Annotated in this window: 12 protein-coding genes and 1 pseudogene; 8 read left to right on the top strand and 5 right to left on the bottom strand. The window is 70.4% G+C overall.

What is annotated here, in order from left to right:
- The first annotated feature begins 41 nt into the window (after positions 1-41).
- The 3 genes from OG884_RS33515 to OG884_RS33505 all read left to right on the top strand — a co-directional run bounded on the left by OG884_RS33515 (position 42) and on the right by OG884_RS33505 (position 3534).
- Entirely contained in the window at positions 42-545 is a 504-nt protein-coding gene (locus tag OG884_RS33515) for a hypothetical protein (protein ID WP_326639579.1), read from the top strand.
- Positions 546-1179: 634 nt separating this feature from the next.
- Entirely contained in the window at positions 1180-1830 is a 651-nt protein-coding gene (locus OG884_RS33510) for a lysophospholipid acyltransferase family protein (protein WP_326639577.1), read from the top strand.
- Positions 1831-1902: 72 nt separating this feature from the next.
- Positions 1903-3534, top strand: coding sequence for a penicillin-binding transpeptidase domain-containing protein (locus OG884_RS33505; protein ID WP_326639575.1), 1632 nt, complete (start codon positions 1903-1905; stop codon positions 3532-3534).
- Between the two features lie 181 nt (positions 3535-3715).
- Here OG884_RS33505 and OG884_RS33500 read toward each other — a convergent pair whose 3' ends face one another.
- Positions 3716-4006, bottom strand: coding sequence for a DUF3040 domain-containing protein (locus tag OG884_RS33500; protein WP_326639573.1), 291 nt, complete (start codon positions 4004-4006; stop codon positions 3716-3718).
- Positions 4007-4326: 320 nt separating this feature from the next.
- Complete coding sequence (locus OG884_RS33495; protein WP_326639572.1) at positions 4327-4473, bottom strand: hypothetical protein; 147 nt, start codon at positions 4471-4473, stop codon at positions 4327-4329.
- Between the two features lie 112 nt (positions 4474-4585).
- On the opposite strand from OG884_RS33495, the gene OG884_RS33490 reads away from it, so the two are divergent.
- Positions 4586-4765, top strand: a complete 180-nt coding sequence (locus tag OG884_RS33490) for a hypothetical protein (RefSeq protein ID WP_326639571.1) — start codon at positions 4586-4588, stop codon at positions 4763-4765.
- Positions 4766-4835: 70 nt separating this feature from the next.
- On the top strand, positions 4836-8060 hold the full coding sequence (locus tag OG884_RS33485) for a S41 family peptidase (protein WP_326639569.1): 3225 nt from the start codon (positions 4836-4838) through the stop codon (positions 8058-8060).
- A 171-nt stretch (positions 8061-8231) separates the two neighbouring features.
- Here OG884_RS33485 and OG884_RS33480 read toward each other — a convergent pair.
- From OG884_RS33480 to OG884_RS33470, 3 genes and pseudogenes are all read right to left on the bottom strand, one after another.
- Positions 8232-8498: pseudogene (locus OG884_RS33480) on the bottom strand (VOC family protein); the annotation flags it as partial.
- Between the two features lie 19 nt (positions 8499-8517).
- The gene (locus OG884_RS33475; protein WP_326647118.1) at positions 8518-8655 is read right to left on the bottom strand and encodes a hypothetical protein; all 138 of its coding nucleotides are present in this window, start codon (positions 8653-8655) and stop codon (positions 8518-8520) included.
- A 21-nt stretch (positions 8656-8676) separates the two neighbouring features.
- Positions 8677-9627, bottom strand: coding sequence for a helix-turn-helix transcriptional regulator (locus OG884_RS33470; RefSeq protein WP_326639568.1), 951 nt, complete (start codon positions 9625-9627; stop codon positions 8677-8679).
- A gap of 83 nt (positions 9628-9710) precedes the next feature.
- Here OG884_RS33470 and OG884_RS33465 point away from each other — a divergent pair, with 83 nt between their 5' ends.
- The 3 genes from OG884_RS33465 (at position 9711) to OG884_RS33455 (ending at position 12346) form a co-directional block, all read left to right on the top strand.
- A complete protein-coding gene (locus OG884_RS33465; RefSeq protein ID WP_326639566.1) occupies positions 9711-10457 on the top strand; it encodes an alpha/beta fold hydrolase in 747 nt (248 codons plus the stop codon).
- Positions 10458-10733: 276 nt separating this feature from the next.
- Positions 10734-11621: an ABC transporter ATP-binding protein gene (locus tag OG884_RS33460; RefSeq protein ID WP_326639565.1), complete on the top strand. Its 888-nt coding sequence runs from the start codon at positions 10734-10736 to the stop codon at positions 11619-11621.
- Complete coding sequence (locus OG884_RS33455) at positions 11621-12346, top strand: ABC transporter permease (protein ID WP_326639563.1); 726 nt, start codon at positions 11621-11623, stop codon at positions 12344-12346. The genes OG884_RS33460 and OG884_RS33455 overlap by 1 nt, the downstream gene beginning before the upstream one ends.
- Positions 12347-12382: the final 36 nt, after the last annotated feature.

Raw genomic sequence — 12382 nt, 5'->3', positions numbered from 1 at the left:
ATTCACCAGCCACACCGTAACTGTCGGTGGCGCCCCCTACTATGAGCCACCTCAAGGAGGGAGAACCGCTCATGGTCAACGCGCTGAGGGTTTCGCTGCTGGTCACGACCGACCTGCCACCGGATACCGACCTGACGGAGTTCGGGCGGTTGCTGGTTGATTCGGTGCGCACGCTCCAGCGGGACGAGGTGACATATCCCGGGTTCCTGCGTGGCGGGGTGTTCTGGCTGGACCGCCCTCTGCCGCCCTCCGACGACGGGATCGCCCGCGCGGCGGCCGAGGAGCTGCGGTTCGCGGCGCTGCTGGGCCATCTGTCGGCCGGTCATCCGCCGGGCTCCTCAAGGGAGACGGTCGCCGACGCGTGCCGGGCGATCACCGCTGCCGTCGCCGCCAGGTACGGCGACCTGGGCAGCCCACCCGCCGTGATGGCGATCCGCAGCGAGGACGTGCGCGAACGCACCCCCTCCTCGGCCGTCCTCGTCGGACCGGCCACGGCGGCGGAGCCGCTCCCCCGAGCGGTGCCGTCCCTGAGCGTTCCCGGCTGAGGCCCACGACGCCGTGGTTCTCACGGCGCTCATGCTCGCTCCCCCACCGGTCGCATGCCCTCTTTCCCGCCGATCACGAGCCCCTCCCTGTCGCCGCTGACATGACGCTCTCCTCTGTGGCCCGCTCGCGCGGGATCTCTGCCCCTGGCCCCTCGATCGTGATCCACGCCCACCGGGGGCAATCCCTTGGCAGTTCACCGAGACACTTCCGGAAGGCCGTGACCTGCGGTTCTCCTGGGTCGCGCAGCCACAGGGGACACGCCGGTGACCCCGAAGCGGAATAACCAATGACGGACGTCGGTTAGAGTGATCGTGCCGATGTGGTTTGTGTCCCCCGGGCCGCAAATTACCGCCTTCACGGAATACCGTTCGGCTGGAGCCGTGTTGTGCCTCTCGCCGAGGAGGCGACCGCCACATCGGCACCAAAACACCGCGTCCCGCGAGCCCCCCAGGCTCGCGGGACGCTTCTTTTTCGTCGGCCCCGGCCGGAGGATTTCGTCGGGCTCGCCCCGGAAAAGAGCCACGCTGTTGGAGGAGGGCTACAAACCCGGGAACTCCGCTTGTGCGGGTGCGTACAACCGTCGGCTGTCGGGCCACCACCTAGTGTGGTGAACCCGTCTCATGAGGAGAGTCCGTGCTCTATCGCCTGACCAAGACCGTCAGCGCTCCGCTCCTGCATCTGCTCTGGCCGACCACGGTCACCGGGCACGAGCACGTTCCCGTCACGGGTCCGGCCATCATGGCCTCCAACCATCTGTCGATCCTCGACTCGACCTTCCTGCCGCTGGTGCTCAAGCGTCAGGTGCGCTTCGTCGCCAAGGCCGAGTACTTCACCGGCAACCCCGTCACCGCGATGTGGATGCGCACCACCGGCCAGATCAGCATCGACCGGCAGAGCCCCACCTCGGCCCAGGACATGCTCGACGCGGCGGCGAAGGTGCTCGGAAACGGCGAGCTGTTCGGCATCTACCCCGAGGGCACCCGCTCTCCCGACGGCCGCCTCTACCGGGGCAAGGTCGGCGTCGCCTGGCTGGCCCTGGCCACCGGTGCGCCGGTGGTCCCGGTGGCGATGGCGGGCACCGACAAGGTGCTGCCGATCGGCGCCGCGAGGCCCAGACTGGGCCGGGTGAACGTCCGCATCGGCAAGCCGATGACCTTCACCGGCTCCGAGACGAGCGCGCGCGACCGACGTAGTGTGACCGACGAGATCATGGCCGCGATCCGGGAGCTGTCCGGGCAGGACTACGTGACGAGCTACGCGCCAAGCCGCACACAGGGCAAATGATCATTTATCGGGATATCTCGCGCAGGTCACGCTAGGCTGCGGCCCTGTGGCACCGAGAGCTGGGGGGATCACGTGGCACGGGGCAGAACGATCGCGATCACATCGGCCGCCGTCGTGCTGGTGGCGGGGGCCGCCGGCGGCGGCGCCTGGTGGTACCTGCACACCAGGGGCACGCCCCAGGAGACCGCACAGCGATTCGTCAGCGCCTGGCAGAGCGGCGACCTGGCGGGCATGCGCGCCGAGCTGGGAGCGCCGGACCCGGCGTTCGCCACGGTGTACGACAACATGCGCAAGGCCCTGGCCGTGGAGAACACCGTCGTACGGCTCGACGAGGTACGCGAGACCGGGGACGGCACCGGCCAGGCCTCCTACACCGCGACGCTGAGGCTGAAAGACGTCGGCGAGTGGAATTACTCCGGCAGCGTCGACCTCGCGGTCGTCGACCGGCACTGGCGGGTCAGGTGGTCGCCCGCTGCCGTCCACCCCGACCTGACCGCGACCACCGCCTTCGCACTGAGGACGAAGTGGCCGGAGCGTGCCGCGATCACCTCCGCCGACGGCGCCCGCATCGACGGCGCCGACGTGGGCGGCTCGGTGCAGCAGCTCGTCGGCTACCTGGAGAAGGCCACGGCGAAGAGCGTCGCGAAACTGGGGGTCCCCTACAAGGTGGGTGACGCGGTCGGCGCGAGCGGATTGCAGAGCACCTTCCAGAAGCGCCTGGCCGGCACCCCCGACACCGAGGTCGAACTCGTCGGCGGGGACAAGAAGACCGTCGAGACGCTCGGCAAGGTCGAGGGCGAGGCCGGCGAGAACCTGGAGACCAGCTTGGACATGCGGGTCCAGCGGGCCGCGGTCGAGGCGGTCCGCGACCTGAAGAAGACCACCGCACTGGTCGCGGTCAGGCCCTCGACGGGTGAGATCCTTTCGGTGGTGAACAACCAGGGCGGCTTCAACCGGGCGCTGGACGGCAACTACCCTCCCGGCTCGACCTTCAAGGCGGTCACCGCCATGGGCCTGCTGGCCGAGGGGATGAGGCCGGGCGATCGGGTCACCTGCCCCAAGGACGTCAAGGTCGGCGGCCTGCCGATCCGCAACTCCGACCACGCCGCCTACGGTTCGGTGTCGCTGTCCGACTCCTTCGCCCACTCCTGCAACACCACCTTCGCGCCCCTGGCCAAGGAACGGCTCGGCGCCGACAAGTTGCTGAGCACCGCGGAGCTGTTCGGCTTCAACAAGCCGCTCAGCATCGGTGTCCCGGCTGCCAAGGGCAGCTTCCCCAGGGCCGAGAGTGACGCCGAACTGGCCGCGGAGTCCTTCGGCCAAGGCCGGATCACCGCCAGCCCGCTGATGATGGCCTCGGTCGCCGCCGCGCTGGCCGACGGCACCTGGCGCCCGCCGACCCTGGTCCCCTCGATCAAGCAGAAGTCGGAGCCTCAGGCGCTCCCCGAGGCCGTCATGTCCGGCATGCACAAGATGATGTCCGCGGTGGTCACCAAGGGCACCGCCAAGGACGCGGGCCTGCCCCAGGGCACCCGGGGCAAGACGGGGACCGCCGAGTACGGCGCACAGGGCAACCTGCAGACCCACGCCTGGTTCATCGGCTTCCGCGGCGACCTGGCCTTCGCAGTGATCGTCGAGGAGGGCTCGGGCGGCGGGGCGGTCGCCGCCCCGGTGGCCGCCGACTTCCTGCGCGCCCTGGGCTGACCTCCGCGGCTCGGGGCATGAGCGCATGACCCTGCCCAGGCCATGAACGCACGACCCTGCGGCCCATGCCCACCTTCACCTCGACGGCCGCACCGACGGCAGTGGAGACGGCGGCGGTGGCAGCTGAGACGGCGGCGGCGGTCGCCGTCTCAGCCGGTGGCGACGGTGACGACGGTGACGATCACAGCGGGAACGCCGCGGCCGCCTCATGGCGCAGGACCAAGATGAGGAGCGTGGCGATCAGCGTCGCGATCAGCAACCAGCTGAACATGATGATGACCGTCGAACGTCGCAGGCGCCTGGAGGAACGCCCCCGCTCCCTCTTGGTGCCGCGTTTGCGGCCACCGCCACCCTCCTTGCGCTGGACACGCTCGTTGAACGACTCCAGCCGCGCTGCGAGCCGCGGATCCTCGTCGACGAGATGGCGCTCGATCTGCAGCAGCATGCGCTCCTCGTCTTGTGACCAGGCCATGCATCACCTCCCCGGAACGCAAGCCGTGTGCCGACGTTCTGCCCAATCGTGAAGATCATTATCCGTTCCGAGGGCTGCGATTTACCTCTTCTTTTCGTGAGCGCAATCCAAGCACGCGATCATGCCCTCGCACGGGGCCGGAAGGGCCGCGGCTCAAGTGTCGGGCGATTCCCAGCCTTCTCCGCGATCTCGACATTCCCGCACCCCGGGTCACTCCCGTCACCCGGCCCAGAAGGTTCGAGGGCGGCGCCCCCGACGGTGAGGACCGCACATGAGCGGGAGCATCCCGACCGCCGGACACCCATGGCGGAGAACGAGGCTCAGCGCCTGCTCGCCTCCATCGCTCCGGCGGGCAGCGAGGGGGCGCAGCAGCCGGAACCGCCCTCGATGACCGGCGTGCGGGGCTTCGAGATGCCGACCGGCGCCCGCTGGACCCGCCGCGCCGTGCGCCGCCACCCATTGATCACGCAACGCGTCCACATCTACACAGACTGTGGATGGTTGATGCTCGTAAAGGGTATTAAACCCCCCTGAGTGCCTAATCAAGGGCGTCGTCCATCAAGCACAACGAGGGAAACGATGACGGACACCAAGAACACCAAGGACAGTAAGAACAAGGCGGCGAAAAGCTCGGGTAAGAGCAAGAAGGCTGCCATAAAAGCGACACGCTCCGCCAAACAGGCGAAGAAACAGGCCGGACAGCCCGAGGTCAAGTTGCCCGAGACGGGGCCCGCCCACCCAGGTGGACGAGTCTCCTAGCCGGCGAGGGCGTGAAATCATGATCGGGTGACCGGCATGAAACCCGGTCGCCCGATCATGGAGTGACACGATGCCCGCCTACCTTCGATTTCCGACGATCTTCGGCAACATGGTGGTCTTCGCCGCCGAGGACGACCTGTGGATGGTCACCGCCGGCGGCGGGCGGGCCTTCCGGCTGACCGCCGGGGTGGCCGAGGCGGGATACCCGCGTTTCTCCCCCGATGGCGACCGGCTCGCCTTCGTCGGCCGCGAGGAGGGGCCCGAGGAGGTCTACGTGATGCCCGCCGACGGTGGCGCGGCCCGACGGGTGACCTACCACGGGGCCCGCTCCAGCGTCACCGGCTGGGATCCCGGCGGCGGCATCGTCTACGCCAGCGACCAGAGCCAGCCTTTCGACGGCCGCAGCCGGTTGCACCGGGTGGAACCTGATGGAATGCCCGAGCTTCTGCCGTACGGCCCGGCCAACACCATCTCCTACGGCCCGCGGATCGTGCTCGGCCGCAACACCGCCGACCCCGCCAGGTGGAAGCGCTACCGGGGCGGCACCGTGGGCGATCTGTGGATCGAGACCGGCGACGACGGGCGGTTCCGGCGGCTCACCGCGCTTCCCGGCAATCTCGCCTCACCCTGCTGGGTCGGGGACCGGGTCTACTTCATCTCCGACCACGAGGGCGTGGGCAACGTCTACTCCTGCGACGCGGACGGCGGCGACCTGCGCAGGCACTCCGACCACGCCGACTACTACGCCCGCAACCTGTCGGGCGACGGCCACAGGCTGGTCTACCACGCCGGGGCCGAGCTCTACCTGGTGGAGGACGGCGAGTCACGCCCCATCGAGGTGCGGCTACGTAGCTCGCGCACCCAGCTCAACCGCCGCTTCGCCTCGGCCGAGGACTTCCTGGACGGCGCCACGCTCAGCCCCGACGGCAGCGGCCTGGCCATCACCACCCGGGGCAAGGCGTTCTCCTTCGCCGCCTGGGAGGGTCCGGTACGCCAGCACGGGGCGCTGTACGGGGTGCGCTACCGGCTGCTGAACTGGCTCAACGACGGTGAGCGGCTCGTGGCGGCGGCCAGCGACGAGGCCGAGCGCGAGGTGCTGGTGGTGCTCACCGCCGACGGCTCCGCCGAACCCGTCAGGCTCGACCACCTCGAGGTCGGCCGCGCCACCGCGCTGGAGGTCTCCCCCACGGCCGATCTGGTCGCGGTGGCCAACCACCGCAACGAGCTGATCCTGGTCGACCTCACACCGGAGAAGTCCTCCAGAGCCTCCAGGCGGAAAAAGGGGCCGGCACGGGGCAGGACCGTCGACTCCAGCCGGTTCGGCGCGATCGAGGACCTGGCCTGGTCCCCCGACGGCCGCTGGCTCGCGTACGCCTGCCGTGACACCGCGCAGACGACGGCGGTGAAACTGTGCCGGGTCGAAACAGGCGAGACGTTCTTCGCCACCCGGCCGGTGCTGTGGGACGCCTGTCCCGCCTTCGACCCGGGCGGCGACTACCTCTACTTCATCGGCAGGCGCGTCTTCAATCCCGTCTACGACGAACTCCATTTCGATCTGGGCTTCCCGCTGGGCTCCCGCCCCTACGCGATCGCGCTCCGCGCCGACGTCGCGTCCCCCTTCGTCCCCAAGCCCCGGCCGCTCACGGACGACGACGATGACGGGGATGCCGACGACGAGAACGAGGGCGAGGAGGTGCCCGAGGTGCTCATCGATCTCGACGGCATCGAGGACCGGATCGTCGGCTTCCCCGTCCCCGAGGGCCGCTACGAGGGCATCGCCGGTATCAAGGGCAAGGCCGTCTACCTGAACTTCCCCGTCGAGGGCAGCCTCGGTGACGACTACGCCGACTCCTCCGAAGGCACCCTGCACGTCTACGACTTCGCCAAGCAGAAGCAGGAGACCCTGGTCGGGGACGTGTCGGAGTTCCGGCTGGGCCGGGACCGGAGCACGCTGCTCTACCAGGCGGGCAGGCGACTGCGGGTGGTCAAGGCGGGCGAGGAGCCCGAGAGCGACGAGACCCCGGGCCGGACGAGCGGATGGGTGGACCTGTCCCGGGTCAAGGTGTCCATCCGCCCCGAGGCCGAGTGGCGGCAGATGTTCAGGGAGGCCTGGCGGCTGCAGCGGGAGAACTTCTGGACCGAGGACATGGCCGGGCTCGACTGGGACGGCGTCTACCTGCGCTACCTGCCGCTGGTCGACCGGGTCACCACCCGAGGGGAGTTCTCCGACCTGTTGTGGGAGCTCCTCGGTGAGCTGGGCACCTCGCACGCCTACGAGAGCGGCGGCGCCTACCGGCCCCGGCCGCACTACCGGCAGGGCAAGCTGGGCGTCGACTGGGCCTTCGAGGAGGGCGTCCACCGGATCGCGAAGATCGTCGGTGGTGACCGGTGGGACCCCGAGGCGACCTCGCCGCTCAACCGCCTCGGGGTGGACGTACGGCCGGGTGACGTGGTGCTGGCCGTCAACGGCCAGCCCGTCGGCGCGGAGGTGAGCCCCGACGAGCTGCTGGTCAACCAGGCCGACCAGGAGGTGCAGCTCACCATCCAGCGCGGGGACGAAAGGCGGACCGTCACCGTCAAGGCCATCGACGACGAGCAGCCGGGCCGCTACCGCGACTGGGTGGAGGCCAACCGGGCCCGTTGCCACGAGCTCAGCGGCGGCCGGATCGGCTACCTGCACATCCCCGACATGGGCCCGGAGGGCTACGCCGAGTTCCACCGCGGCTTCCTGACCGAGTACGACCGGGAGGCCCTCGTGGTGGACGTCCGCTTCAACGGCGGCGGTCACGTGTCGTCGCTGCTGCTTGAGAAGCTGGCCCGGCGCCGCCTGGGCTACAACTTCCCCCGCTGGGGCGTGCCCGAGCCCTACCCCGAGGAGTCGCCGCGCGGCCCGATGGTGGCGATCACCAACGAGTGGGCGGGCTCCGACGGCGACATCTTCAGCCACACCTTCAAGCTGCTGGGCCTGGGCCCGCTGATCGGCAAGCGCACCTGGGGCGGGGTGATCGGCATCTGGCCCCGGCACCACCTGGCCGACGGGACGGTCACCACCCAGCCGGAGTTCTCCTTCGCCTTCGACGACGTGGGCTGGCGGGTGGAGAACTACGGCACCGACCCCGACATCGAGGTCGACATCACCCCGCAGGACTACGCCGCGGGCGTGGACACCCAGCTGGACCGGGCGATCGAGGTCGCCCTGGAACGCCTGGTCCTGCAGCCGCCGCACACCCCGAATCCGGCGGCCCGGCCCCGGCTCGTGGTGCCGCGCCTGCCACCCCGCCGGCGTTCCCGCTGACCTCGGAGCCGGATCGGCCCTCGGGCGCCGCTGAGGCCCGTGTCGCCGGCGGCCACCCGCCTTGCCCGGTTCGACCTGCGCCGCCTCCTGGTCGGTGCCCTGTTGTGGATGCCGGTCAGCGTCATCCCACTCGGCGTCGGGCTGCTGTCGCGGTGGCCCGTGATGGCGGAATCAGGCGAGGTTCAGCTGCCAGGAGACGCCGAAGCGGTCGTTGGTCCAGCCGAAGCGCTTGCTGAAGCCGTAGGAGCCGATCGGCATCAGCGGCTCGCCGTTCTCCGACAGCGTCGCGTACAGGCGCTCGATCTCCGCCTCCGACTCGCACTGCACGTACAGCGAGACCGACGGGGTGAAGGTGAACGCGTGCGACACGTTGCTGTCGATGGCCATGTACTCCTGTCCCGCCAGCGTGAACGTGGCGTGCTGCACACTGCCCTCCGCTCCGCGCCGCCTCGCGGCCCTACGCCTGCTCGGCGGCCGGGCTTGTCGCCTGAGGGCCGGTACCGGCCACCGACAGCTCGGGCCGCGAGGCCAGGTGGAACGGTCGCCTCTGGATCGGCATACTCGGCCAGCCACCCGCCTCCGTGTTGGCGGCCAAGCTGGAACGCTTACCTGGTGGTCAGGCACGCGAAGCCGAGGCGAGGAGGCGGGCGGCGAGGGCTCTGATCTCGTCGCGTAGTTCGGCGGGGGTGATGACGGTGAACGGCCAGCCGAGGCCGGCGAGCATCTGGGCCATCCCGTCCAGCCGGTCGGCCCTGGTGGCCAGCAGCACCCCGGCGGGGGTCTCGGCCAGGGTCGCCGTGGCGGCGGGGATCCGGGCGGCGGCCTCCTCCAGCGTGGCCTCCAGCAGCACCCTGACCTCGTAGCGGTAGGGCACCGCCGACAGCGATCCGACCACGTGTGCGACCGGGTCGAAGTCGTCCGGGGCCGAGAACCTCCGCTCGGTGCGCGCGGCGCTCGCCACCCGGTCCACCCGGAAGGTCCTGATCTCCCCGCTGTCGTGGTCGAGGCCCGCGACGTACCAGCGGCCGGAGTGGAAGACGATGCCGTACGGGTCCAGGTCGCGCGTCGAGGCGTCGCCGCGCCAGGAGCGGTAGGCCAGCCGGACGGTGATCCGGCGGCGGGCGGCGTCGGCGAGGGCGAGCAGCGGGCCCGCCTTCGGAGCGGGTGCCCGGGTCGCGGCGCCGGTGTGGCCCAGCGTTTCCGAGATCGCGTCGACGCGCTCACGCAGCGGCCCGGGGAGCACCCGCTGGATCTTGGCCAGGGCGCTCTCGGTGGCCGTCTCCCCCACCGCCAGCCCGGTCCGCCGGCCGGCCAGCAGCCCCAGCACCACCGCGGTGGCCTCGTCGTCGGTGAGCATCAGCGGCGGCAGCTTGTAGCCGGGCAGCAGCCGGTAGCCGCCGTGGCGGCCCCTCTCGGCCGAGACCGGCACGCCGAGCTCCGACAGCCGCACCGCGTAGCGGCGCACCGTGCGCTCGTCCACCTCCAGCCTGGCGGCGAGATCGGGGCCGGTCAGGCCGGGGGCGGCCTGCAGCAGTTCCAGCAGCGCGAGGACCCTCGCGGCGGTCATTCGAATTCTCCTCAAAAATCAGGACTGATACTGTCCGGATTCGATTCTAGGGTGAAACCAGGCGAACGAAGGAGAGCAGAAATATGAGCACTTACCTGCTGGTTCCCGGTTTCTGGCTGGGCGCGTGGGCCTGGGAGAAGGTCACCCGGCCGCTGCGCGAGGCCGGGCACGAGGTCCACCCGGTCACGCTCACCGGGCTCGGCGACAGAGCGCACCTGGCAGGTCCCGGGGTCGATCTGGAGACCCACATCCAGGACATCGTGAACACGGTCGTCTTCGCGGACCTGAACGAGGTGATCCTCGTCGCCCACAGCGGGGCCGGCGCGCCGGTCACCGGCGCGGCCGACCGGATTCCCGAGCGCGTCGCCCGGATCGTCTACCTCGACAGCGGTCCGCTGGCCGATGGCATGACCCAGTTGGACACCAACGAGCCCGAGTGGCGGGCGTTCATCGAGAAGCGGGTCGCCGAGCAGGGCGACGGGGTGGGCTACCCACTCCCCTCCTGGGAGGAGCAGGAGCGGGCCGGGGCCGGCCTGGAGGGGCTGGGAGAGACCGAGCGTGAGTGGTTCGCCTCCCGCGCGACCCCGCAGCCGTACGGGACGATGACTCAGCCCCTGGCGCTCAAGGGCGGCACGGACGCGCTGCCCAAGACTCTCATCGCGTGCTCGTTCCCGCTGGAGCAGGTGCACACCATGATCGCCGCCGGTCACCCGTTCTTCGCGGCGCTCGCCGGGCCCGAGTGGAGCTTCGCCTCGGTGCCCACCGGCCACTGGCCGATGTTCTCCAAGCCGGAGGAGACCGCGGCCGCGCTCGCCGCACTGGCGGTCTGAGACGAAAGCCTGACGGGGCGGGGCGGGAAGAGAAACGGGCGGGTGAGGTTGAGGGCGGTTCGCACGCTCCCGCCCCGATGGCCCCCACGACAGGTCCACCGGAGGCGCCGGCCCTGGCAGGGCCGGCGGAGGCCTGCCGTGAACATCGGGGCCTCCACGCTGCGGTTCCGGTGACGAGCCCGGAATTCCGCGAGCACCGAGAGGTGACATTTGTCCCGGGCAGCCCTGGATCGATGGATCTACCGGGGATCCCGCGCCCTCCGTAGCGTCTTTCGCATGACGAATGACGCGGTGTCACTCAAGAACGTGACCAAACGTTTCGGGGCGGTACGCGCCGTGGACGACCTCAGCCTCGACATCCCCGCCGGGCAGACCGTCGCCCTGCTCGGCCCCAACGGCGCGGGCAAGTCGACCGGTATCGGGCTGCTGCTCGGGCTGCTGGCCCCCGACTCCGGGACGGTACGCGTGTTCGGGGGCGCCCCGGAGGCCGCGATCCGGGGCGGGCGGCTGGCGGCGATGCCCCAGGAGGGCGGCCTCGTCTCCCGGACCACGGTCGGCGAGTTGCTCGGTTTCGTCTCCGGGACCTACCGGGCGCCGCTCCCGCTACGGGAGGTGCTGGCCGTCGCGGGGCTGGAGGAACTGGCCGGCCGCAGGGTGGAACGGCTGTCGGGCGGCCAGGCGCAGCGCCTCCGCTTCGCGCTGGCGCTGGCCGGGGACCCTGAGCTGATCCTGCTGGACGAGCCGACCGCGGCGCTGGACGTCCGGGCCAGGCGGGAGTTCTGGGAGAGCATGCGCGCCTTCGCCGCGCGCGGCAGGACCGTGCTGTTCTCCACCCACTACCTGGAGGAGGCCGACGAGTACGCCGACCGGGTAGTGGTGATCGACAGGGGCCGGATCGTGGCCGACGGCACCAGCCGGGAGATCAAGCGCCTGGTGTCGCTGACCACGGTCAGCGTCACCGCCCCCGCCGAGGACGTCGCACTGCTGGAACGCCTTCCCGGGGTCACCTCCGTGGAGATCCGCGGGAACCGCGCCCACCTGCGCACCCGCGACGCCGACGCCACGGTCCTGGCGCTGGCCGAGGCCGGAGCCGTACGAGACCTTGAGGTGGCTCCCGCCGCGCTCGAGGACGCCTTCATCGCACTGACGGGAGTGGACGCCTGATGCTCGGCTACATCCGCCTGGAGATCGCCAGAAGCCGCCGAGACACGGGATACGTGATCCTGGGTTTCACAATGCCCGTGGTGATGTACCTGATCTTCACCAACCTCGGCATAGCGGGCGACGACCGTACCTGGGCCGCCCTGCACGTGATGGTCAGCATGGCCGCCTTCGGCGCGATCGGCTCGGCTTTCAACAACGGCACCGGCATCGCCGAGGACAGGACGGCGGGCTGGCTGCGGCAGCTGCGCATCACTCCCCTGGCGCCGGTACGGGTGATCGCCGGCAAGGCGGGCACCGGCATGCTCGTGGTGCTGCCCGCGATCGCCGGCGTGTGCCTGTCGGCGGCGTTGCTCAACGGGGTGCGGCTGGAGATCTGGCAGTGGGCCTCGATCGTGCTCCTGCTCTGGGCGGGTTCCCTGCCCTTCACCCTGCTCGGCCTGGCCATCGGCTACCGGTTCAGCGGCCAGACCGCCGCCGTGCTCAACATCGCGGCCAACATGGCGCTGGCGATCGTCGGAGGTCTGTGGCTGCCCACCGAGGGCTTCCCCTCCTGGCTGAAGACGCTCGCGGAGTGGACACCGAGCTTCACCTACGCCGACCTGGCACGAAAGGTCGCCTTCGGCCAGGCACCCGAGGCCGGCGTGGCACTGATCCTGACCGGCTGGCTGGTCGCCTTCGGGATCCTGGCGGTGTACGGCTACCGCCGGGCCGGGCGCGTGGTGTGAGTCGCGTGATAGGAGTGGCCGGATGAGCGGAGAGCC

This window comes from Streptosporangium sp. NBC_01755, assembly GCF_035917995.1.
Taxonomy (GTDB): domain Bacteria; phylum Actinomycetota; class Actinomycetes; order Streptosporangiales; family Streptosporangiaceae; genus Streptosporangium.
Note: the sequence above shows the minus strand (reverse complement) of the source record. Positions and strands in the feature narration are given on the sequence as shown.

Excerpts from the sequence above, each read along its gene's own strand:
- OG884_RS33515 (WP_326639579.1), top strand. The coding sequence starts at position 42 with ATGAGCCACCTCAAGGAGGGAGAACCGCTCATGGTCAACGCGCTGAGG.
- OG884_RS33500 (WP_326639573.1), bottom strand. The coding sequence starts at position 4,006 with ATGGCCTGGTCACAAGACGAGGAGCGCATGCTGCTGCAGATCGAGCGC.
- OG884_RS33490 (WP_326639571.1), top strand. The coding sequence starts at position 4,586 with ATGACGGACACCAAGAACACCAAGGACAGTAAGAACAAGGCGGCGAAA.
- OG884_RS33485 (WP_326639569.1), top strand. The coding sequence starts at position 4,836 with ATGCCCGCCTACCTTCGATTTCCGACGATCTTCGGCAACATGGTGGTC.
- OG884_RS33470 (WP_326639568.1), bottom strand. The coding sequence starts at position 9,627 with ATGACCGCCGCGAGGGTCCTCGCGCTGCTGGAACTGCTGCAGGCCGCC.
- OG884_RS33465 (WP_326639566.1), top strand. The coding sequence starts at position 9,711 with ATGAGCACTTACCTGCTGGTTCCCGGTTTCTGGCTGGGCGCGTGGGCC.
- OG884_RS33460 (WP_326639565.1), top strand. The coding sequence starts at position 10,734 with ATGACGAATGACGCGGTGTCACTCAAGAACGTGACCAAACGTTTCGGG.
- OG884_RS33455 (WP_326639563.1), top strand. The coding sequence starts at position 11,621 with ATGCTCGGCTACATCCGCCTGGAGATCGCCAGAAGCCGCCGAGACACG.